The sequence below is a fragment of the Pseudomonas sp. NPDC087817 genome, from assembly GCF_044742875.1.
Classification (GTDB): Bacteria; Pseudomonadota; Gammaproteobacteria; order Pseudomonadales; family Pseudomonadaceae; genus Aquipseudomonas.
Genome location: NZ_JBIUVJ010000059.1, coordinates 1 through 22,634, shown reverse-complemented (window position 1 = coordinate 22,634; position 22,634 = coordinate 1). Strand labels below are relative to the sequence as shown.

General features: G+C 61.0%; 17 protein-coding genes. All 17 read right to left on the bottom strand.

Annotated features, from left to right (window positions below; all coding sequences use genetic code 11):
• Position 1 precedes the first annotated feature (1 nt).
• Positions 2–1,159: a UDP-4-amino-4,6-dideoxy-N-acetyl-beta-L-altrosamine transaminase gene (pseC, locus tag ACIONG_RS24875; protein WP_401303317.1), complete on the bottom strand. Its 1,158-nt coding sequence runs from the start codon at positions 1,157–1,159 to the stop codon at positions 2–4.
• Positions 1,156–2,157 carry a UDP-N-acetylglucosamine 4,6-dehydratase (inverting) gene (pseB, locus tag ACIONG_RS24870; RefSeq protein ID WP_103305353.1) on the bottom strand — a complete coding sequence of 334 codons (1,002 nt, stop codon included), beginning with the start codon at positions 2,155–2,157 and terminating at the stop codon, positions 1,156–1,158. The genes pseC and pseB overlap by 4 nt, the downstream gene beginning before the upstream one ends.
• A 30-nt stretch (positions 2,158–2,187) precedes the next feature.
• Positions 2,188–5,112, bottom strand: a complete 2,925-nt coding sequence (locus ACIONG_RS24865) for a TIGR00180 family glycosyltransferase (protein ID WP_213027935.1) — start codon at positions 5,110–5,112, stop codon at positions 2,188–2,190.
• Positions 5,113–5,161: 49 nt separating this feature from the next.
• On the bottom strand, positions 5,162–5,890 hold the full coding sequence (locus ACIONG_RS24860) for a cephalosporin hydroxylase family protein (protein ID WP_401303315.1): 729 nt from the start codon (positions 5,888–5,890) through the stop codon (positions 5,162–5,164).
• A 29-nt stretch (positions 5,891–5,919) separates the two neighbouring features.
• Positions 5,920–6,585 (bottom strand): acetyltransferase, encoded by a 666-nt coding sequence (locus ACIONG_RS24855; protein WP_103305350.1) that lies wholly within the window; start codon positions 6,583–6,585, stop codon positions 5,920–5,922.
• Complete coding sequence (locus ACIONG_RS24850; RefSeq protein WP_315446255.1) at positions 6,582–7,703, bottom strand: DegT/DnrJ/EryC1/StrS family aminotransferase; 1,122 nt, start codon at positions 7,701–7,703, stop codon at positions 6,582–6,584. The genes ACIONG_RS24855 and ACIONG_RS24850 overlap by 4 nt, the downstream gene beginning before the upstream one ends.
• The gene (locus tag ACIONG_RS24845; RefSeq protein ID WP_401303312.1) at positions 7,700–8,926 is read right to left on the bottom strand and encodes a methyltransferase domain-containing protein; all 1,227 of its coding nucleotides are present in this window, start codon (positions 8,924–8,926) and stop codon (positions 7,700–7,702) included. Before ACIONG_RS24845 ends, ACIONG_RS24850 begins: the two co-directional genes overlap by 4 nt.
• A complete protein-coding gene (locus ACIONG_RS24840) occupies positions 8,923–9,483 on the bottom strand; it encodes a dTDP-4-dehydrorhamnose 3,5-epimerase family protein (RefSeq protein ID WP_213027931.1) in 561 nt (186 codons plus the stop codon). The genes ACIONG_RS24845 and ACIONG_RS24840 overlap by 4 nt, the downstream gene beginning before the upstream one ends.
• Positions 9,480–10,562: a CDP-glucose 4,6-dehydratase gene (rfbG, locus tag ACIONG_RS24835; protein ID WP_401303310.1), complete on the bottom strand. Its 1,083-nt coding sequence runs from the start codon at positions 10,560–10,562 to the stop codon at positions 9,480–9,482. Before rfbG ends, ACIONG_RS24840 begins: the two co-directional genes overlap by 4 nt.
• The gene (gene rfbF / locus ACIONG_RS24830; protein ID WP_103305345.1) at positions 10,544–11,317 is read right to left on the bottom strand and encodes a glucose-1-phosphate cytidylyltransferase; all 774 of its coding nucleotides are present in this window, start codon (positions 11,315–11,317) and stop codon (positions 10,544–10,546) included. The genes rfbG and rfbF overlap by 19 nt, the downstream gene beginning before the upstream one ends.
• A 321-nt stretch (positions 11,318–11,638) precedes the next feature.
• The gene (locus tag ACIONG_RS24825) at positions 11,639–15,232 is read right to left on the bottom strand and encodes a glycosyltransferase (RefSeq protein ID WP_401303307.1); all 3,594 of its coding nucleotides are present in this window, start codon (positions 15,230–15,232) and stop codon (positions 11,639–11,641) included.
• A gap of 108 nt (positions 15,233–15,340) precedes the next feature.
• Positions 15,341–16,909, bottom strand: a complete 1,569-nt coding sequence (locus tag ACIONG_RS24820; protein ID WP_401303305.1) for a flagellar hook-associated protein 3 — start codon at positions 16,907–16,909, stop codon at positions 15,341–15,343.
• Between the two features lie 13 nt (positions 16,910–16,922).
• Complete coding sequence (gene flgK / locus ACIONG_RS24815; protein WP_103305342.1) at positions 16,923–18,968, bottom strand: flagellar hook-associated protein FlgK; 2,046 nt, start codon at positions 18,966–18,968, stop codon at positions 16,923–16,925.
• 24 nt (positions 18,969–18,992) lie between these two features.
• Positions 18,993–20,285 carry a flagellar assembly peptidoglycan hydrolase FlgJ gene (flgJ, locus tag ACIONG_RS24810; RefSeq protein WP_213027924.1) on the bottom strand — a complete coding sequence of 431 codons (1,293 nt, stop codon included), beginning with the start codon at positions 20,283–20,285 and terminating at the stop codon, positions 18,993–18,995.
• 11 nt (positions 20,286–20,296) lie between these two features.
• Positions 20,297–21,385, bottom strand: coding sequence for a flagellar basal body P-ring protein FlgI (locus ACIONG_RS24805; RefSeq protein ID WP_213028755.1), 1,089 nt, complete (start codon positions 21,383–21,385; stop codon positions 20,297–20,299).
• Positions 21,386–21,412: 27 nt separating this feature from the next.
• Positions 21,413–22,108, bottom strand: coding sequence for a flagellar basal body L-ring protein FlgH (gene flgH / locus ACIONG_RS24800; RefSeq protein WP_213027923.1), 696 nt, complete (start codon positions 22,106–22,108; stop codon positions 21,413–21,415).
• 52 nt (positions 22,109–22,160) lie between these two features.
• The coding region (locus ACIONG_RS24795; RefSeq protein WP_401303302.1) for a flagellar hook-basal body complex protein at positions 22,161–22,634 on the bottom strand (474 nt) is incomplete at its 5' end.

Below are 22,634 nucleotides of genomic sequence, written 5' to 3'. Positions count from 1 at the left end.
TTCATTCGGTCAGCCGACGTAACTGCTCGATCACATGGTCCTGCTGTTCCTCGCTGAGCAACGGATACAGCGGCAGGCTGATCGCCTCGGCGTAATAACGCTCGGCTTCGGGGAAGTCGCCCTCGGCAAAACCCAGGTCGCGATAGTACGGCTGCAAATGCACGGGAATATAGTGAAGATTCACTCCGATACCGGCTGCACGCAAACCTTCGAATACCTGCCGATGCGTCAGGCCGACGCGCTCGGTCTGCAGTCGCACCACGTACAGATGCCACGCCGACTCCGCCTCCGGCTGCGCACTGGGCAAAGTCAGCGGCAGATAGGCCAGCAAACGCTCATAGCGCGCCGCCAGTTCACGACGACGCGCGATGAAGTCGTCCAGCTTGGCCAGTTGCGACAGGCCCAGCGCAGCCTGCAAATCGGTGATCCGGTAATTGAAACCCAGCTCGATCTGCTGGTAATACCAGGGACCGTGGCTGGGCTCGGTCATCTGCTGCGGATCACGGGTCATGCCGTGGCTGCGCAGACGCTGCAAGCGCTCGGCCAGCTGCGCACGATTGGTCAGCACCATGCCGCCCTCACCCGAGGTGATGATCTTCACCGGGTGAAAACTGAATACGGTCATCGCCGCAAATTCACCGCAACCCACCGGACGCCCGGCGTAGCTGGCGCCCACCGCGTGCGAGGCATCCTCGATCACGGTGAAGTTGTAGCGCTCGGCCAGTTCGGCAATCTTGCGCATATCGCAGCTCTGCCCGGAGAACGCCACCGCGATCAGGACTTTCGGTAATGTGCCGTCGTGCTCGGCCTGCTCGAGCTTCGCCTGGAGGGCGACAGCGTCGAGGTTCCAGGTCAGTGGATCGATGTCGACGAAATCAACTTCAGCCCCGCAGTACCGCCCACAATTGGCCGACGCGAGAAAGGTGTTCGGCGTCGTCCACAACCGATCACCCGGCCCCAGGCCAGCCGCCAGGCAGGCAATGTGCAGAGCCGCCGTGGCGTTGCTCACCGCGACGGCGTAATCGGCCTGGCAACGCTCGGCCATGGCCTGCTCGAAACGCTCGATGCTCGGCCCCTGGGTCAGCCAGTCCGACTGCAGCACTTCGACGACGGCATCGATGTCTGCCTGATCGAGGCTTTGCCGACCATAGGGGATCATGCCGAGAGCTTCGCGTGCAGGTCGGCGATCTGCCCGACCGAGAGGAAATGCGGATTGGTGTCGGAGCGATATTCGAAATCTTCGCTCACGGCATGACCCCGTTCGCCGAGTTTGTCGACGGCAAAATCGACATCGACACTGGTAAAGCGAATCGATGGCTGGATGGTGTAGTGATCCGCAAACTCAAGGGTCATCCGTGCATCGTCCAGCGGCACCATCAACTCATGGAGTTTTTCGCCGGGACGAATGCCGACGTTCTTGTGCGGCAGATGTTCAGCCATGCCGTGCGCCAGATCGACGATGCGGATCGACGGGATCTTCGGCACGAACACTTCACCACCGTGCATCCGCGCGAAGCTGTCGAGCACGAACTGCACGCCGTGGTCGAGGGTGATCCAGAACCGCGTCATGCGCTCGTCAGTGATCGGCAAATGCTCTGCGCCGTCGGCGATCAGCTTGCTGAAGAACGGCACCACCGAACCCCGCGAGCCGGCCACATTGCCATAGCGCACAACGGCAAAACGGGTTTCCTGCTCGCCGGCAATGTTGTTGGCGGCGACGAACAACTTGTCCGAGAGCAACTTGGTCGCACCGTACAGGTTGATCGGGCTGGCCGCTTTGTCGGTAGACAACGCCACAACCTTTTTCACGCCGTTGTCGATGGCGGCGGCAATGATGTTCTCCGCGCCATTGACGTTGGTGCGGATGCATTCGGTCGGGTTGTATTCCGCCGCAGGCACTTGCTTCAACGCAGCGGCATGTACCACGTAGTCGATGCCGCGCATGGCCTGACGCAAACGCTCGGCATCGCGCACATCACCAATGAAATAGCGCATGCACGGTGCGTTGAACGTCTGCTGCATTTCGTACTGCTTCAACTCGTCACGGGAGAACACCACCACGCGCTTGGGCTGGTATTGCTCCAGCAGACGGGCGATGAATTTGCGCCCGAACGAGCCGGTGCCGCCGGAGATGAAGATTGATTTGCCGTTGAACATATCTGAATTCCTGTGTCCTGTTCGCCAGGCTTAGCCGAGCAATTGCGCCCAATTGATCGGGGCACTTTCACCCAGGGTAAAACCTTTGCCGGTCAGCGCCAGGTTGGCGTTGTACGCCGGATCCTGTGCAAAGGCCGCGCTCCACTTCTCACGCAATGCAGACAATGCGTCAGGGGCTTGCGGCAACTCGCCGGTGTGCAATACCTGCACCAGCGGCGTCCACACCGTGAGGTAACCGGCCTGCCCGGCCTTGAGACACAGATCAACATCGCTGAAGCCGTCGGCGAAGGTCACTTCGTCCAGGCCACCCAGTGCGTTGAACAATTCTTTGCGCACCATCAGGCACACCTTCGACACCGCCGAATAGTTCTGCTCGACCGCCAGGCGCTGCATGTAACCTTCGCTCGCGTGTTTCTCGCCGATGAAGGCCGAAGCCACCCCGCCGTTCAACCCGAGAATCAAACCTGCCTGGGAGATCTTGCCGTCGCGGTCCACCAGTTTGGCACCGACGATGCCGACCTCAGGACGCTGGGCGTGATTGAGCAACGACTCGATCCAGTTCGGGTTGACCACTTCACTGTCGGTGGCCAGCAGCACCAGATATTCGCCCTGCGCCTGCTGGCTGGCCGCGTTGTACAGCGCCACTTGATCAAGCGGGCGATCTGCATGCAGCACCTGCACCTTGGCGTTGCGCAGCGTTCCCAACCAGTCATTGATCTCGGCCGACTGGTTCGGGTTGACCGCAATCAACAGCTCATAGCGGGTGTAACGGGTTCTGAGCAGCACGCCATCCAGGCAGCGTTGCAAGGCGCCAAGATCGTCGCCGGCAGGCACGATCACCGAGACCAGCGGCCGCTCGGCATGGCGATAGTCGATCTGCCAGGTGCCAGGCTGCGTCGAGGTGACCTGAGCCTTGTAACCGCGATTACCCAAATGGCGCAGCAGCGCCTGCCGCTCGTGAGCATTTTCTGTCAGTTCCGGCGCGCGGGTGATCAGCAACGGTTCGTCGAGATGGGCCAGGCCGTCGAGGCCGCCCTGCTCGATGATGCGCAGCAGCACATCGAGTTCCAGCGCCTTGCTGAAATCGACCTGATAACCACCGAGTTCAGTCAGCACTTCGCGACGAATCAACCAGTGCCGCGCCATCAGTGACGGGACACTCTGCAGCAGATCCAGGTTGAAGCCCGGGCGGAACATATTTACCAGCGCACCATTTTCCTGGCGCTGGATTTCATCCGTGGCCACCGCACGCACACCTGGCGCCGCCATCAATTCCAGGCTGGCACGCAACAGGCCGGCAGCCGTGAACTCTTCACCCGCTTCCGCCAGCAGCAGCCAGTCGCTGGTCGATTGATTGACGCTCTGGTTGAGCTTGTCGACGAAGTTGCTTTGGGTCACTCGCACAAAGTGCAGCGTATTTTGTGCAGTGGTTGCAGCTGGCGGCTCACCCGTGGTGAAGACCACGACCTTGAAGGCTTTGCTGTGGCCTTCGAGCAAGCTGTCCAGGGAGATCTGCAACTTGTCGAGGTCGTTGTCCAGATCGAGCAGGAAAATGCCGAACTGCGGACCACCGCCATTGTCGGCCAGGTGCCGGGCAATCGCCGCAGCCTGTTCGGTATCCGGCGTACGCGCAGCGAGCCACTTGAGCAGGCGGCCGGTCAGCATTTTCTCGAATACAGGCTGATGCCCTTCGAGCAACGCTGCGTCCAGGCGCGCGACCCAGTCACGCAGCACTGGCGCGTCGTCTTCCTCGTCCAGCGGTTGCAATTGCGCGATCAGTTGCTTGATCACCGTGCGATTGAACACGTTAAGGTCGTGCGCCTGCCACAAGCGGTCGAGCACGCTTTCCGGGGTGTCATTGTTGCGTGCCAGCATCAGGCTCTGCTGGCGAGCCCAGATACCCTCCAGCTCCTTGAGCTGAACGCGTCCGGCCGGCATCGCGTGCAACAGAAACTCGAATTGAGTCAGTTGATCGAAAAACACCTGGTTGTAGAACGGCATTTCAACGTATTGCTTGGGACCGAAGCGACGCTGTGGCCCGGCCTCGATATCGATCCATGTCGACTCGAAGATCAGCTCGGCGGTGAGTGCCCGGTTGGTCTGCAGGCTTTCGGCGAGCGTGGCAAAACTCTTCAGAACAAACTGTTTGCCCTGCTGTGGATCCTGATGCCCAAGCTGGGTCGGCAGCCCGGCAAGGAACTCGGCAAACGCTTCACGTCCGGCCACGCTCTTGGCGTCCATATAGGCCAGAGAGTGATAGATCTCGGTGTTGTGATCAGACTGTTCGTAGTTGATTTCGCGCACGACATAAGGAATCGGCAGAATCCGCGCCTTGCCCCGAGCCAGCATGTAATAGGTGTGACCGACTTCCTGCCACTGGAAGATCGTGTCTTGCGGCATCGCGTTGTACCAGTCGCGCAAGATCGCCGTACGCTGCACCGCATAGAACGGCGGCAGGTACTGATGCATGTAATCGAGCAGGCGATCCTCGGCCTGATCGGCCGAGTAGTCCTCGCAGACTTTCTTGTCGCGGCGGTAGTAATTGACGCTGTTGGCCAACGCCAGATACATCATGCTGTAGCCATGGCACAGGCTGTAATCGGGGTTGGCTTCCATGAACGCCACGGCTTCATGCAGGGCGTCATGCACAAGGAAATCATCGTCGGCGGCGAACACCATGTAAGGCGTCTGCAACTGCTCGACACCGTAGGCGAGCTTGGCGCGAATGCCCCAGTAGCCGAACTGCGGCAAGTGCTGATAATCCACGTTGGTGAATTCGGCAGGGATGCCCGCCAGCGCCACCGCCGACGAATCCAGCACCAGAATCCTGCACGGCAGGCTGCTGTAGAAGCGAATGGCTCTACGCAGAAACGCCGGGCGTTCGTGAGAGATCAGCACAATGGTCAACTGTTCGTTGAGTGCCAGACCGGTTTCAGAAGTGTTCTTGCCTTGCATATATTCCCCACACGCGGCGAGTCGCCGAAAACTCATCGTTGTTTGTCGATTAACGCACGCGACGCAGATAACCATCCGGCGCGACTGTGATCAGCAATTTGCTGTGAATCGACTGATCGATCTCGAAATCGGTGTTTTCTTCCAGGTAAGCCCACACTGCGGTTTTCGGGTTGTCACCCTTGCCCCACGGACGATCCGGGAAAGCATCGGCCGGCATGTCTTCGACCACGGTGTCCATGACCACGCAATAACTGCCCACCGAAACCAGTGGTGCATACAGGCGCAGCTCTTCGAGGACGTGCTCGTGGGTGTGGTTGGAGTCCAGCACCACCAGGACTTTTTTGCCCTGCACACGCTCGCGCACCTGATCGACGATCGCGGTGTCGATGCTCGAACCCTGGATCATGCTGATGCGTTTGAACATCGGGTGCGCTTCGATCGCTTCGCGATTGTGCTCGCGGATATCGATGTCGATGCCCAACACTTCGCCATGCCCGATCAGTTCCAGAATCGAGGCATAGAACACCAGCGAACCGCCGTGGGCGATGCCCGTCTCGACGATCACGTCCGGACGCAGGTTCCAGATGATTTCCTGCATCGCAACCATGTCCTGCGGGAACTGAATGATCGGCCGGCCCATCCAGCTGAAGTTGTAGGTGTACTTGTGTCTGGCCGTGGTGCCGACCCAGTCCAGGGACTCGGTCTGCAAGGCCTTGTCTTGCTGCAGGCCTTCGATGTTGGCTTTTACTTCTTCGCGAAACTGTTCATGCGGATTCATTGCAACTCTCCAAAAATTCGGGAAACGGCTTACCTGAACACTCTGGCGTCCGGGTAAGGCACTGCGTTGGTCTTGATGATCCTGGCGGGATTGCCCACCACGACCGAAAAATCCGGAACATCCCTGGTCACGACCGCACCGGCACCGATGGTCACCCAGCGCCCGATGCGCAAGCGCGGCAGGATCGTGGCGTTGGTGCCGATAAAGGTCCCGTCACCGATTTCCACGCAACCTGCGATACACACGCCCGGCGCCATGAACACCGAGTGGCCGATCTGCCCTTCATGCCCCACGACACTGCCGGCGCTGATGCTGGTGTTGTCGCCCAGTGTCACTTCGGCCTGCATCAGCACGCCTTCCTGCAGGTAACTGCCCTGCCCCATGCGGATCATGCTCAGGTCGATACCCGGATGAACGAACTGGCCGAGTCGCGCACCGGCGTCGACCAACTGGCAGGTGGTTTCGTAGCGTAACCGGGTACTGCCGGTGATCAGATTGACGAAGCGCACGTCCTCGCCATTAAGTTCGCCGACGAGTTCGGACCCGCCGAGCACCGGCACCCCGTGAAACAGCGTGCCGTGCTTGCGCGGATCGTTGTCCAGAAAAGCGAATTCGATGTTCGGCGTGCTGCGCTTGACGGCGTGCAGCATGCGCACCGCTTCCGGGTTGGCCGCCCCCAGCAGATACATCTTCACAATGCGTGCCTGCGCGCCAGCAGATCGAGCACCACTTGCACCACCCGCTGCTGATCGGCGTCGGTCATGTCGTGATAACTCGGCAGGTTGAAGGCGCGCTCAGGGAGTGCGAACGCCAGCGGCGTATCGACCACGTATTCGCTGAACATCGGCAGCGACGACAGCGGCCAGAAAAACACCCGGGCGTCGATGTCGGCGGCCTGGAAGGCAGCGATCATTTGCTCGCGGTGGATGCCGGTGTCGGCATCGAACACCACGGTCGGCATCCAGTAGCCATTGCGGCCATGGGCTGGCTCGGGATTGAGCGATACCCCCGGCACACCTTCGAGCGCTCGCGCGTAGTTGGCAAAAATCGCCCGTTTGCGCTCGATCAACTCGTCGATGCGCTCGACCTGCGCACAGCCGACAGCCGCTTGCAGGTTACTCATCTTGTATTTGAAGCCGACAAACTCCGGCCAGAACTGCTTGGTGCAACCGGCCACACGACCATGGTTGGACAGGGTCAGGACCCGCTCATACAAGGCTTTGTCCGAGGTGACGAACATGCCACCTTCACCGGTGGTCATGGTCTTGGTGCCATGAAACGAAAAAGCGCCGAAAGCCCCCAGCGAGCCGGCAGCCTTGCCGCGCCATTGCGAGCCGATGGCTTCCGCCGCGTCTTCGATCACCGGGATGCCGAATTCGCGACCGATGGCGAGCAGCGCGTCCATGTCACACAGATTGCCGTACAGGTGCACTGCCAGAATCGCCTTGGTGCGCGGGGTGATCGCGCTTCTGACCCGTTGCGGATCCAGGCACCAGCTGTCGGCCAGCACATCGACAAACACCGGCGTAGCACCGAGGTAAGTGATCGGCGCCGCCGAGGCAATCCAGTTGGTGTTGGCCAGGATCACTTCGTCGCCAGCGCCAACGCCCAGGGCTGCCATGCCCATGTGCAGCGCGCCAGTGCAACTGGAGGTGGCGATGGCGTAGGTTGCGCCCAGATGCTCGGCAAAGCCGTGCTCAAAACGTGTCAGGTATTCGTAGCAACGTGCGCCCCAACCGTTCTGCACGGCGTCCAGGGCATACTGCGCTTCAAGTTCGCCAACGCTGGGTTTGGTGTAATGAATTCTGCTCATTGGATGATCAACTCCGGAACGGCGACGACAAAGCGTGCGCCCCATGCCTTGGCCGCCGACAGTTGCTGCGTCACTTCGCTCAACAGGTTCCACGGCAAAACCAGAATGTAGTCAGGCTGTTCCTGGGCAATACGCTCAGGCGCGACAATCGGGATACGGCTGCCCGGCAGAAACTTGCCCTGCTTGTGCGGATTGGCATCCGCCACCCAGGCGAGCAGGTCAGGTTTGACCCCGGCGTAGTTGAGCAAGGTATTGCCCTTGGCTGCCGCACCGTAGCCAACCACACGCTTGCCGTCGGCCTTGGCCTGTAACAAAAAGCGCAGCAGTTCATGCTTGATGCGTTCAGCGGCGGGCGCGAGGGTCGCGTAGTACTCGGTAGTTTTCACCCCGGCCTCGAGTTCCGCCTGCAACTGTTGATGCACTGCTGCCTGCACCGGACGACGTTCGCCATCCTTGCGCTGCACGAACACCCGCAGCGATCCACCGTGGGTGGTCAACTGGCTGACGTCGAACACTTCCAGGCCATTGCGCTCGCACAGGGCTTGCACGGCGGTCAGCGACAGGTAGGAATAATGTTCGTGGTACAGCGTGTCGAACTGCGCGCCAGCCATCAGCGTCAGCAGTTGTGGAAATTCGAAGGTGGCGACGCCGGCCGGTTTGAGCAAAGTGGCGAAACCAGCGAGGAAATCGTTGATGTCCGGCACATGCGCGAGCACGTTGTTGGCCGCCATCAGGTCAGCGCCCCAGCCTTCGCTGTGCAACTGCGAGGCGGTGTCGCGACCGAAGAACAGTTCGCGGATTTCCAGGCCCTTCTCGCGTGCTGCCTGTGCGGTGCTGCGCGTCGGCTCAACGCCCAGACACGCAATGCCGCGAGCGGCCACGTACTGCAGCAGATAACCGTCGTTGGCGGCGACTTCAACCACGCGGCTGTCGGCAGTCAGGCCAAAACGCTCGACCATCTCTGCCACATAACGCTCGGCATGCGCGAGCCAGGTGCTGGAAAACGAACTGAAGTAAGCGTACTCGGCATCGAACAAGCTGTCGGCGCGGGTGTAATCCTCGGTCTGCACCAGCCAGCATTGCTGACACACGGCGACCTTCAACGGCACCCATTGCTCAGCCTGATCCAGGCGATCGGCATGCACATAGGCGTTGGACGGCGGCGAGGTGCCGAGGTCGATCAGCGGCAGGCTCAGCGGTGCGGCGCACCCACGGCAGTTCATAGACGCACTCCAGCAAAGTGTTGATCGAGCGCGGGATGGCTGGAATCACGCGCTGACAAATTATTGACAGGCAACGGCCAGGCAATCGCCAGCCGTGGATCGTTCACCGACAGACCGCCCTCATGCTCCGGCGCGTAATCGGCGCTGTGCAGGTAGAGCAATTCGGCGTCTTCGGTGAGCGTCTGGAAACCGTGGGCGAAGCCGGCCGGGATCAACAGGCTGCGACCGTCACCGGCCTTGAGATGCTCAGCGTGCCAGTGCAAAAAGGTTGCGGAATCGGGGCGCAGATCGACCGCCACATCCCACACTTCACCACGCAGGCAGGTGATCAGTTTGGCTTCCGGCGCATTGGCATTCTGATAATGCAGACCACGCACACTGCCCTTCTCGCGGGTGCAGGAATGGTTGATCTGGCGGATATGGAATTCGCTGCCGAACGCACTCAGACTGCCTTCGCAGAACAGCCGGGCGAAGTGCCCGCGCTGGTCTTCGAAACGTTTGTGCTGGACGCTGAACAGGCCGGCCAGCGGCAATGCCTTCAGGGAAAACTCGCTCACAGCGCGCCTCGGTACAGGTTCAATTGGCCGAGTGTCACGTTGCGCATGTCATCGCCGTTCTGCCACGCCAGATGCCAGTCGAGGGTCTGGGTCAGGCATTGCTGCAAGGTCCAGCGTGGTTGCCAGCCGAGTACCTGGCGTGCGCGGCTGCTGTCCAGACGCAGCAGGCCGGCCTCGTGCAATTCACTCGGTTCGATGCGCAAGCCACGCGCCTGCGGCCAGCGGCTGCCGAGCAATTCGACCACCTCGCCAACGCTGCACATGTCCGCCTCGCCCGGGCCGAAGTTCCAGGCACCGGCGTACTCCGGGCCCTCTTCGTAAAGGCCGGCGGCCAGTTGCAGATAACCGGCCAGCGGCTCCAGCGCGTGCTGCCATGGGCGAACGGCTTGCGGATAGCGCAGAGTCACCGGCTCGTCGGCCGTCCAGGCTTTGAGCACGTCGGGAATCAGTCGCTCCGGTGCAAAATCGCCGCCGCCCAAGACGTTGCCGGCGCGCGCGGTGGCCAGGGCCAGACCGTGTTCGGCGTACTTGTCCGCCGGAAAGAACGACGCGGCATAGGATTGTGCAAGCAACTCGCAGCAGGCTTTGCTGCTGCTGTAAGGATCGTGACCACCGAGGGCTTCGTCTTCGCGGTAGGGCCATAGCCACTCTTTGTTGGCGTAGACCTTGTCGGTGGTCACCAGCACGCAGGCGCGCACGCAGCCGACCTGACGAATCGCTTCAAGCAGGTTCAACGTGCCCATGACGTTGCTGGAGTAGGTACCGAGCGGATCGCGATAGCCTTCGCGCACCAACGGTTGTGCAGCCAGATGCAGAACGATCTCAGGCTCGGTGTCGGCGATGATTTCCAACAGAGCGCCGAGATCGCGCAGATCACCGCGCTGATCATTGATGCCTTCGTGCACGCGCGCCAGTTCGAACAGGCTCGGCTCGGTCGACGGCTCCAGGGCAAAGCCGCTGACTTGCGCGCCGAGGCTTTGCAGCCACAGGGTCAGCCAACTGCCTTTGAAACCGGTGTGGCCGGTGACCAGTACACGTTTGCCGCGCCAGAAATCCGCGCTCAGTCCCATTGTTTCCATGGGGCCTCCCCGCTCTGCCACAGCGCTTCGAGATGATTCTTGTCGCGCAGGGTGTCCATGGGCTGCCAGAAACCGTCGTGCTGGAACGCCATCAACTCACCGCGTGCGGCCAGACCGTCCAGCGGACCCGACTCCCACGACGTCGAATCGCCCTCGATCAGCGGCAGGACTTTGGGCGACAACACGAAAAAGCCGCCGTTGATCCAGCCACCGTCGCCGCGTGGCTTCTCGGTGAAACCCAAGACCCGATCACCTTCGCGATCAAGCGCACCGTAGCGTCCCGGCGGTTGTACGGCGGTAACGGTGGCCAGTTTGCCGTGGGTCAGGTGGAAATCAACCAACGCGCCGATGTTCAAATCGGAAACGCCGTCGCCATAGGTGAAGCAGAAGGCTTCCTCATTTTCCAGATAGCGCGCGGCTCGCCCCAGGCGGCCACCGGTCATGGTCTCTTCACCGGTATCGATCAGCGTCACACGCCATGGTTCGCTGTAATTCTGGTGTACATCCATGCGGTTTTCACGCATGTCGAAGGTCACATCGGAGGTGTGCAGGAAGTAGTTGGCGAAGAAGTCCTTGATCGCGTACCCCTTGTAGCCCAGGCAAATCACGAAATCGTGAATCCCGTGGGCGGAGTACTGCTTCATGATGTGCCAGAGAATTGGCTTGCCGCCAATCTCGATCATCGGCTTGGGCTTGAGGTGCGACTCTTCACTGATGCGTGTGCCCAGACCACCCGCCAAAATTACTGCCTTCATCCTCTCCCCTCTCGCTCGTCACAGGGCTGCGCGTCGCTTTCTTGCGCGTCGCGGCCTTCTGGCTAAACCTTTCTGCCGTGCCGGGCGCAGGGGCAATGACCGCGAGCGCTCGTTTTATGGCGATTTAAGGGGGACTTGCAGGAAACGCGCCAGCTCGCAGAGCCAATCGGCGAGCGCAAAAAAACGGCCTGATCCGGTTCATGCAAACCGGATCAGTCCCTTCCCGAACGTCAAACCAACGCCTTCACATTTGTTGCAGACGAAAAAAAACAGGCGACTCGAAAGTCGCCTGTTTTTTGGGGAGGGTATTGCGCGAACCGATCAGTCCGCCAGCCAGCCATTTTCCCAGTAGCGCAGGTTATCGCCACGCAGCACGTAATCGCGCAGCACCACCTCACGCAACTCGTCGCCCATGCGGTAGCTGGCATCAGGATCGGCCAGGTGCATGCGAATCGCCTGCAGCCACTCATCGGTGGTGTTGGTCTTGATCCGCGTGCACGGCAGGTAGCCGCGATAGGCCTCGGTGTCGGTGCAGATCACCGGGTAGCCGCAGGCGCCGTACTCCAGCAGACGCAGGTTGCTCTTGCAGTCGTTGAAGATGTGGAACTCCAGCGGTGCAAGGGCCAGATCCAGGTTGAGGCTGGCCAGTTTGGCCGGATACACGTCCAGGCCGATCACACCATGGAATTCATGCATGTACGGCCGCAGGTCATCCGGGCACATGCCGAAAAACACCCAGTCGACTTCGTTGGCCAGTTCGCGCACGACATCCGCGATCACCGCCAGATCACCGTGGTGACTGGTGCCGCCGCCCCAGCCGACACGGGGTTTCTTCGAGGTGCGGCGGCGGCTGCGCAGGTTGCTCCAGAGGTCCTTGGCAAGCATGTTCGGCACCACACGAATGTCGTGGTGCATGTCCGAGAGCGCATTGGCCAAGGGTTGAGTCGACACGACCACCCGATCACACAGGCCGATCGCCCGGCGTACCATGCGCTCCATGTCCTGCTTGCTCGGCATGTTGCGGATGTGCGCGTTGCGATGGGGAACGTCAATCACATAGTCATCCAGTTCGAAGATCCGCCGGGCACTGAAGTACTTCTTCAGTGGCGGGATTTCATCGATGGCGTGCTCCGAGTAGCGCCCTTGCAGCACGATCACGTCGGGGGCCTGACGCTCGATTTCAACGATCGACGGCAAGCCGTAGCAGATGCGCCCTTCGACCCGATTGGCCGCCACCAGCTCGATCATCGGCTGGCTCATGCGGTAATGACCAATCGCAGAAGCATTGATCGGCACCGACAGTACATTGGGCAGCTGCGACTTGGAAAACGCAGTCCAGCCGGTCAGCAGACCCGGTTCGAGGCTGAAGTTGCTGGCACCGACGCCATGCAGGGCGAGGTTGACGTTGTATGCCGGATCGCGGGCGATCTGCGGTAACCAGCGCTGATAAAACGTATCCTGCTCGCGCTCGTGCTGTTGCTGATCTTCGCGCGTGGCCTCGATAATCGGGCGGGCGCCCACAGCCAGCCTGGCATGCGGATTCCACACCACCAGATAACCTTCGCGGCCGACACGCAGGCACAGATCCACGACGTTGTACGTGACCTTCAAGTCCTGTTCGTCGAGCCCCGCAACCTCCTCGAAGACCGACTTGCGCACCATCAGGCAGTCACCGCCGACGGCACTCAGATCCTGCACCGCCTGCAACCGGAACATATAGCCCTCCGACTGCATCGGCTGACCAAAGAACGGCAGCCCGGCCGGCCCTTGCAAACCGAGAATCAGACCGGCATGCAGCACACCGCCGTCCGGGTCGTACAACTTGGCGCCGACCACCCCGACTTCGGGACGCTGCGCATGATTGAGCAATTCGTCGAGCCAGTCGGCTTGAGTAATCACCGCAAAAGCATTGAGCAGCACCACATACTCGCCGCGCGCCTGACCAACGGCAAAGTTGTGAATGGCAGCGAGGTTGTTCTTTTGCGGGTAGCGCAACACCCGAATCCGCTCACCGCCCAACTGCCCCATACCGTCGAGCCAGGCCTGGGCCTCGGCGCTTTCGCTGCCGCTGTCGACCAAGAGAATTTCGTAGGCGGTGTAAGCGGTCTTTTCCAGCAGCGTTTCGACACACCGCTGCAAGGCAGCCGTCTGATCCTGAGCGACGATGATCACCGACACCAACGGGCGGCGGGCATGGCGATAGTCGACCCGATTGAGCAGCTCGCTGCCCTCGCGTCGGGTCTCGTAGGCAATCCCCAGGCGCTGCAGATGCGCATTGAGCACCCGCGGATTCTGCTCCAGGACACCCGGGTCGGTGAGCCACTGGGACAGATCGAATTTCGATTCGAGCAACACTTCAGCGATATGCCCGATCACCTGAGTGCCGTCACTCTCGACCATGCGCCACAGCAGGTCGTGAGGCGCCAGTTGTGCGAAGTCAGGCGCAAGGCCTCCCAGCGCCAGAACCCGCTCGCGCTTGAACGCCAGAGCCCGCCCGACGTAGGGATAGCTGCGCATGAGGTCGAGGTTGAAGTCCGGCTTGAACGCAGGTTCTGCCGACTCGCCATTGCGCAGACTGCCTTCGTCGCTGTACAGGCATGTGAAAGACCGCGAATGGGCAATCCGGTCAGCCATGATCAGCAACGCCGTGGCCACCGGGCGATCACCGGGTTGCAGCAGGTAGAACCAGTCGGCGCCTTCCAGTTGCGGCAGCAAGGTGTTGAGCTGCTCCAGCCCGTCGTCTTGTAGCGGCAGGCGAAACACGCGGCCATCCAGCTCCGCTTCGGAACAGGACGCGGACAGGACCAGCACCAGTTCCGCCGGGTAATCCTGATTGGCGAGGGCCTCCAGCGTGCGCTCCACACCATCGCGACTGCCTTTGCCGTCGATGATGATCGGCACGATCCGTGGCTGGTGTGACCAAGCGGCGATGGTTTCCGGGAGCAACTTGCGCTGTCCTTCGGTGAGCACCCGGCATTCCAGCCATTGCGCGTAGAGTTCGCCGAAACTCAGGCTGTCTACCCCGACGCCACACTCCTGACGGCTCTGCCTGGAGCCCAGGGTACGGCTCAACGGCAGCTCTTCCCAAATCCTGGGTGATTCATCAGCCTTTGCCAGCGGGATATAACGCACCCAGCCTGGCGCAGGCGCCGACTCACCGTTGCGGGCCTTGAGCATTTGCGAGAGCCACTCGCGCTCGACGTCCATCGCATCCTTCATCGGTTGCTGCGCGCTCAGCCGCTCCGGATAAAGACGCTCGGCGCTCAACACGTTGTTGGACACCGCCAGATTGCCGCGTCGCAGCAGGCAGATATACAAGGCGAAATCCAGGGACGCGACGAAGCAACTGCCCTCCTCGGTCAGTGCCGGTAGCAGCTCGACGACGTCCGCGCGGCGAAACAGCGCGTTGCTGAATCCGCCCAGAACGTTGACCGGGAATTTTTCAAATATCGCCAGCAAATCGTCGCCCTTGAACAGGCCACTGACCGGCGACAGCGAGGTGTTTTCCAGACGCGCAGGCAGGATGATGTCGTTCGCGTCCCAGAGCAGTCGCTGCGCCAGCACCAGGCTGACCTCGGCACGGTGCATCTCGTGCGCCTGCTGCTCGATACAGGCGGAATAGAGCAAATCGTCGTCACACAGAAACTTGATGAACTCGCCCTGCGCCTGATCCAGGCAAGCTTTCAGGTTGCCGACCAGACCCAACGTGCGCGGGTTGCGTACATAACGGACGGCGACGCCGGTCTCCTCGCCGACAGTCGAGACGATGTTTTCGATCTCGACGCCACGGCTGTCATCGCAAACGATGATCTCCAGATGGCCATAACCTTGGCCGACAGCGCTACGCAAAGCTCGCTCGAAAAAGCGTGGATTGAAGGCGGGAATGACAAGGCTGACGAGAGGGAGTGACTTCACGGCGGGCTCACAGGCGGCAAAAGCCCGCCGGGTACAGCGAGCCCTTGAAACCGCTAAAAAACATTACTTGGGGATAGAGCGAACGGGCGCTCACGCGCCCGTTAATCATCAGATCTTGTTGAACAGTCCCAACTGGCTGATCTTGCTGAACGCCAGTTGCGCGGCCTGCAGCATGGTCTGCTGCAAGGTCAGACGGGTCATGACTTCGGCCGGATCGGAATCGCGGATCGAGCCTTGGGTCGTGGTGTTCGCCGTACTCAGGCTCAGGTTAGTCGCGGTTTGCATTTCCAGCGCTTGGCCACGGGCACCAATGGTGGTGACAGAAGCGCCAATCTGGTTGGTAGCGGCGTCGATGTTGCCGAGACCCGACTCCATGACACCCTGAAACTTCTGCTTGGCAACATCATCACCGTCGATCGGCGTATTCAATGCCGTAATCATCTGGCCCAGCGTGTCGAGCACGTTCTGGGTCTGGTGATTGTTCGGCTGGATCGAGAACTGATCGCCAGCGGCCGGAGTGTTGCCCAGCGCGAAAGTCACGCCCGCAGCGGTCGCGTTGCCGCCAGCCACGGTGCCGGACGACACGGGTTTGCTGTCCGCAGTGACTGGCGCCGCATACAGATCGAACGCCGTGGCGCTGGTGAACTTGAGCACCGCGCCGCCTTGCGGGAAGGCGTTTGTATAGGCCGACTGGTCGGTGATGGTCGAACCGGTAATCACCGCAGTAGACGGGTTACCCGGGCTGCGCGCGGTGGTGAACGAGTCAGGCTGGGTCGACAGCTGGAAGCTGTGCCCGGCAATGACCGCGTCCGGGTTGGTGTCCCCCGCTTTCAGGTTGATGTTCAGCTTCAGGTCGACGCCACGGAAACTGACCGACTGGTTGGTGCCGGTGGTGTTGACGATCGCGCCGTTCTGGCTGGCTTCGGCCGTCACGTCGTTACCCAGCGCATCGGTGATTTGCAGTTGGGTGCTGCTGACGAAGCTGACGGTGTACGGCTGACCACCGGAGAACTTGGAGTTGTAGGTGGCAACATTGCCAACGGTACCGCTGGACAGCACGACACGGCCGTCATCCACTGCAGGAGCCGTCATGTTGGTGCTGGTGCGGCCGGTGTTGATGGTCTGCTGAAAGGCATCCCAACCGGTGGTGTTGGTGCCGACCGTCATACCGTCGCCGATGCCCAGGTTGATCGTGGTCTGGTCACCGTTGTAGGTGTAAGTGCCGTCGGCATTCTGCGAGTAAGGCGCGGTATCGGTCTTCGAACCGGAGAACATGTAGTTGCCGTTGGCATCCTTGGAGTTCATCAAGCCCAGCACTTGTTGCTGGATCTGATTCAGTTCCGAAGCGTAAGCCTGGCGATCCTTGTCGGTGCGCGTGCCGGTGTTGGCGGCCAGGGCGAGTTCCTTGGCACGCGCCAGTGCGGTGGTGATGGAATCCAGCGTGGACTCCTGCACATTCAACGAATTTGTGGTGGTGTCGACGTTGGTCTTGTACTGATCCAGCATCGCTGCCTGCTGACCCAGTTGCAGCAAGCGACCGGCGCCAACCGGATCATCGGCTGCGGTGTTGATGCGTTGCAGGCTGCTCGCCTCGCTGGCAGTGGCCAGCGCCTTATTGAAGTTACGCTGATAATCCGAAGCTTGCGTTCCGTAATACTGAGCGGTGGAAATGCGCATGAATTACGACTCCTTAAAGGCTGTTGATCAGCGTGGCGAAAGTTTCCTGCGCAGCTTTGATGATCTGCGAAGACGCTGTGTAGTACTGCTGGTATTTGACCAGATTGCCGGTTTCTTCATCCAGGTTGACCCCGGACAACGAATCGCGCGAGTCGGCGGCCTGCTTCAGGATTGCCGAGGTGGCTTCACCGTCGGAGATGCCTTGCGCGGTCTTGGTGCCGACATTGGTCACCAGTTTGTTGTAGGCGTCGGTCAGGCTGATGCCCTTGCTCGCCGAGCCGGTGTCGACGGTCTGCTTGGTTTGCAGGCCGACCAGCGCCTGGGCGTTGCGGTTATCCGAAGACGCCGCACCGGTCAGGTTCATGGTGAAGGTTTCGCCCGGTTTCGGCGTACCGCCAACCGTGGTTTGCACGGTGAAGGTTTTCTGCACGTTAGGCGTGACGCTCGTGTCCAGCACCGGGTTGCCGCTGGCATCGACGATGCCTACTTTCAGGTTCAGGGTGTTGGCCTGCCCCGGAACGATGGTGCCGGAGCTGATGGTTCCGCCCTTCGCGTCGACGAACTTGTAAGACTGACTGCCGCCGCTCGGATCGCCGAACACCAGTTTTACCGGTGTCGAATTCTTCAACGCCGCCTGCATATCGGCCTGAGCAGTCGGGTTGTAGATGTTGATGCTGTCGCTGAGCGTCGGCTGGGTGTAGGTGCCCAAACCGGCAGCGCTGGCCACACCGGTCAATGGACCGGCTGCAGCGATTTTCTTCGGATCGGTGAGTACGGTCTGAATGCTCGCTGCAGCGTTACGGGTCGGGGTCACCTTGAAGGTGTCGCCCGCGCTCAACGCGCCGCCCTTGAGTGCCAGCGTGAAACCGTCGATCACCGGTGGCGGATTGGTCGTCGTGCTGAAGGCGCCCATGGCGGTGCCGTCCGAGCGCTTGACGGTGTAGTCGGTAGCGCTGGTGAACGTGACCTGGTAATCGCTGGTGGTCAGCTTGCCGGTGTCCTTGATGGTAACGTCAAGGTTGCCCGAGCCTGCGCTGTTGCCCGACTGCGCGATACTGCGCTGACTGATCAGCGCCGCACTGTTGATGTTGTTGAAAATCGCCGCGCCGAAGTCACCGTTCTTGTCGATGCCCTGGGCTTGCTGGCTGTTGATCTGATCGGCGATAACCAGGGCCACGCGCCCCAGTTCGTTCAGCGACGGATCGAGGACTTCTTTGCGATAGGTCAGCAGACCACCGATTTCACCACCGCTCATCGCCGAGGTGATATCGATGACACTCGAACCGCGATCCATCTGGATCGCCATGCGCGTCGGGTCATCCTTGCTCGCAACGGTGCTCAGGGTGTTGGTGGTGTTGCCGATCACCAGCGGCTGGCCGGTGCCGATATACACGTCGAAACTGGTGCCACGCTCAACGACCTGCGCGCCGGTCAGTTCGGACAACTGGCGTACGGCTTCGTTACGGCTGTCGAGCAGATCGTTTGGCTGACCGCCACTGGTAGAAATCTCACCGATCTTCTGGTTCAGGCCGGCAATCGAGTTGGCCAGCTTGTTCACCTGGGCCGTCATGTCGGTCAGGTTGCCGTTGATGGTGGTGTTCTGGTCGTTCAACTGCTTGGCGATGGAGTTGAAACGGCCGGTCAGTGCCTGTGCGCCGGTCAGCACCGTTTGACGGGAAGTGTCATCGGTGGCCGAGGTCGATACGCTCTGCATCGAGGTGAAGAATTTTTGCAGCACACCGGTCAGGCCGGTGTTGACGTCCGACAGCGTGCCGTCCAGTGGCTTGGCTTGCGCCAGATACGACGCTGCTTCGCTGTTGAGCGAGGTCGCCGTGTGCAACTGGGTTTCCAGGTACGAGTTGTAGACCCGGCGCACGTCGGCCAGGGTGGTCCCCGTGCCGATGAAAACGTTGCCGACTTGCTGCGAGGCCTTGGTGCCTTGCACGGTTTGCTGGCGTGAATAACCGGCGGTATCGACGTTGGCAATGTTGTTGCCTGTCGTAGCCAGAGAGGACTGGCTAGCCGACAGCCCCGACATCCCGATATTGAGCAAACTCATGGTTCAGACCTTATACCTTGTGCCTTATAAAGGCGTGGTGGAAACGCCCGCCGCAGCGTAGTTTTCAAAACTGTTCATCTGCTTGGCTATCTGCGAAATCTTCGTCGCGTAGTTCGGGTCGGTTGCGTAACCGGCCTTTTGCAACTCGCGTACAAACTGTTCTGGGTTATCGGCAGACTTCACGACATCTTGATAGCGATTGTTGCTCTGCAGCAAAGTCACCAGATCGTGGAAACTATCCTTGTACGAGGCGTAGGAACGGAACTCGGCCGTCTCCTTGACCATCGCGCCATTGCGGAACTCGCTGGTGATTGCCCGGGCCGAATCGCCCTTCCAGTTACTGCTGGCCTTGATGCCGAACAGGTTGTGGCTGCTGCTGCCATCCTGCGCGCGCATGACCGATTTGCCCCAGCCGGTTTCCAGCGCGGCCTGCGCCACCAGGTAACGCGGATCGACGCCGATACGCGCGGCAGCTTCCTTGGCCATCGGCAACATGGTGTTGACGAATTCGTCGGCGGAGCTGAAGGCTTTCTTCGCGGGCGCCAGCGGAATCTGCGCCATCGCCCGACCGTAAATCTGCATCTGCCCACCAGCCGCCTTGTCCGACTCGGCGCGGGCCAGCCAGTCGCCGTTGTACAGCGGACCGGCGCCAGTGGTGGCAGCCGTCGTGGCGCGTTGCGGCAATTGGCTGGCGGCTGTCGGCATCGCGGACGGCACCAGACCTGCGAGCAAACGATCGGCGAGTTTCGGCGGCAAGGCCAGTCGACGCTGGTTGATCATTTCCATGTCGTTGCGGTGCGCCAGTTGCGTGTTCGGCGCATTGACCGAGCGCGACGCCCACAACGGGCGCTCGCCATTGAGGCGCGACAACGGGCCGTTGGTGGCGACGGTGCCTGCGGCAACCGGCGTGGCCACGGCCAGCGCCTTGGCCTTGGCTTCTTCCTGTTTGGCGGCGGAGGCTGCGGCTGCCTCGCCCGGCGCCATCGGCTTGTTCTTCGACATCTGCCGCATCAGCACGTCAGCCAGACCGATACCACCGCCCTCGCGAGACATGGAAACGGCCAGTTGCTGGTCGTACATTTCCTGATACTGCTTGGCCGCCGGCGTGTTCAGCGGATTGTCCTGGCCCAGCGCTTCGGTGGCCGAACGCATCGACTTGAGCATCTCGCCGAGGAACAGCGATTCGAACTCTTGCGCCACCTTGCGCATGTTCGCATCGCTGTCCTTGTCGCCAACCTTGAGCTGGTTCAGACGATTGAGGTCAGAGTAAGAACCCGAATCGCTGCTGCTGACCAGACCGCTCTTGCGCATATCCATGGTGGTCGGCCTCAGATCACAATCAGGTCGGCTTGCAACGCGCCGGCCTGCTTCAATGCTTCAAGAATCGCCATCAGGTCACCCGGTGCCGCGCCGACCTGGTTCACCGCACGGACGATCTCGTCGAGTGTGGTGCCAGGGCCGAACTTGAACATCGGCTTGGCTTCCTGCTCGGCATTCACCCGCGAGCGCGGCACGACCGCAGTCTGACCATTGGACAGAGGGCCGGGCTGGCTGACGATCGGGTCTTCGGTGATGGTCACGGTCAGGCTGCCGTGAGTCACGGCGGCCGGCGACACTTTCACGTTCTGGCCGATGACAATGGTGCCGGTCCGCGAGTTGATGATGACTTTCGCCACCGCCTGCCCCGGATCGACTTCGAGGTTTTCCAGGATCGACAGATAGTCGACGCGCTGGCTCGGATCGAGCGGCGCAGTCACACGGATCGAACCGCCGTCGATGGCTTGCGCGACGCCAGGGCCGAGCATGTCGTTGATCTTGTCGACGATGCGCTTGGCCGTGGTGAAGTCGGAACGGTTGAGGTTCAGCGTCAGGCTGTTGCCCTGGTTGAAACCGCTCGGCACCGAACGCTCCACCGAGGCACCGCCAGGGATACGACCGGCCGACGGCACGTTAACGGTGATCTTCGAACCATCACGACCCTCGGCATCGAAACCGCCGACCACCAGGTTGCCCTGAGCGATGGCGTAGACGTTGCCGTCGATACCCTTCAGCGGGGTCAGCAACAGGGTGCCGCCGCGCAGGCTCTTGGAGTTACCGATCGAGGAAACGGTGATATCGACCTGCTGACCCGGTTTGGCGAACGCCGGCAGATCGGCACTCACCGACACCGCCGCGACGTTTTTCAACTGCACGTTGCCCGAGCCCGGCGGCACTTTGATGCCGAACTGCGAAAGCATGTTGTTGAAGGTCTGCAGGGTGAACGGAGTTTGCGTCGTCTGGTCACCGGTGCCGTTAAGCCCGACCACCAGGCCGTATCCGATCAACTGGTTGGAGCGCACGCCGGAAATGCTGGCGATATCTTTCAGCCGCTCGGCTTGTGCTGTGAAGGCCGCCGACATCAACAGCGCGGCCACCATAAGGCTCTTGAAATTCAACGTAGCCACCTAGAAAGGGAACAGCGGGCTGAGGAAGAAACGGTCGAACCAGCCTGGCTGACTCGCATCGGCGAACGAACCGGTGCCCGAGTAGGTGATGCGTGCATCGGCGACACGGGTCGACGACACGGTATTGTCGGTGGCGATGTCATCCGCGCGCACCAGACCGGCGATCCGCACCAGCTCATCACCGGTGTTGAGGGTCATCCACTTCTCACCGCGCACGGCGATGATGCCGTTGGGCAATACGTCAGCCACGGTCACAGTGATCGAACCGGTCAGGGTGTTGCCCTGCGCAGCCTTGCTGTCACCCTTGGTCGCACGGTCGCCGCTGTAGCCGACGTCCAGGCTCAGGTCATTGCCACCCAACGGGTTGTTGGTCACCGCGCTGCCGCCGAACAACGAAGTCAGGCCGATGCCGGTCTTGCTGTTCTTGGCCACTTGCGAGTTGGCGTTTTTGCTCGCCTGGGTCTTCTCGTTCAGGGTGATGGTGATGATGTCACCGACCCGGAACGCCTTGCGGTCGCTGTACAGGTTCTGTTCGAACCCGGCCTGATAGATCGAGCCGTTATTGGCCGCAGCCGGCAACGGCGTGCGCGGCAACACCGGGGCGTAGTAAGGGTCATTGGGCTTGGGCGTCGGAGCGACGCAGCCCGCGAGCGAGACGACTCCACTCAATGCCAGAACAGATACGAAGCGATTCATGACCCTACCTCACGGTGTTGCAGGCGACCTCATGGCCGCCTCATAGACTTGATTACAGATTCTGCGTTACGAACGAGAGCATCTGGTCGGCGGTGGAAATCACCTTGGAGTTCATCTCGTAAGCGCGCTGAGTGGTGATCATGTTGACCATCTCTTCAACGGTGCTGACGTTGGAGGTTTCCAGGGTGTTCTGCAGCGTGGTGCCGAAACCGTTCAAGCCCGGAGTACCGACTTGCGGCGCGCCGGAAGCAGCGGTTTCTAGGAACAGGTTGTTACCCACGGCTTGCAGACCGGCCGGGTTGATGAAGTCGGCGGTTTGCAGGTTGCCGATCACCTGAGCGGCAGGGTTGCCGGCAACGGAGATCGACACGGTGCCGTCGCGACCCACGGTGAAGGTCTGGGCATCGTTCGGAATGACGATGGCCGGTTCCAGAGCGAAACCGCTGGCGTTGACGATCTGGCCGTTGGAGTCGAGGTGGAAAGTACCGTCACGGGTGTAGGACGTGGTGCCGTCCGGTTGCAGGAT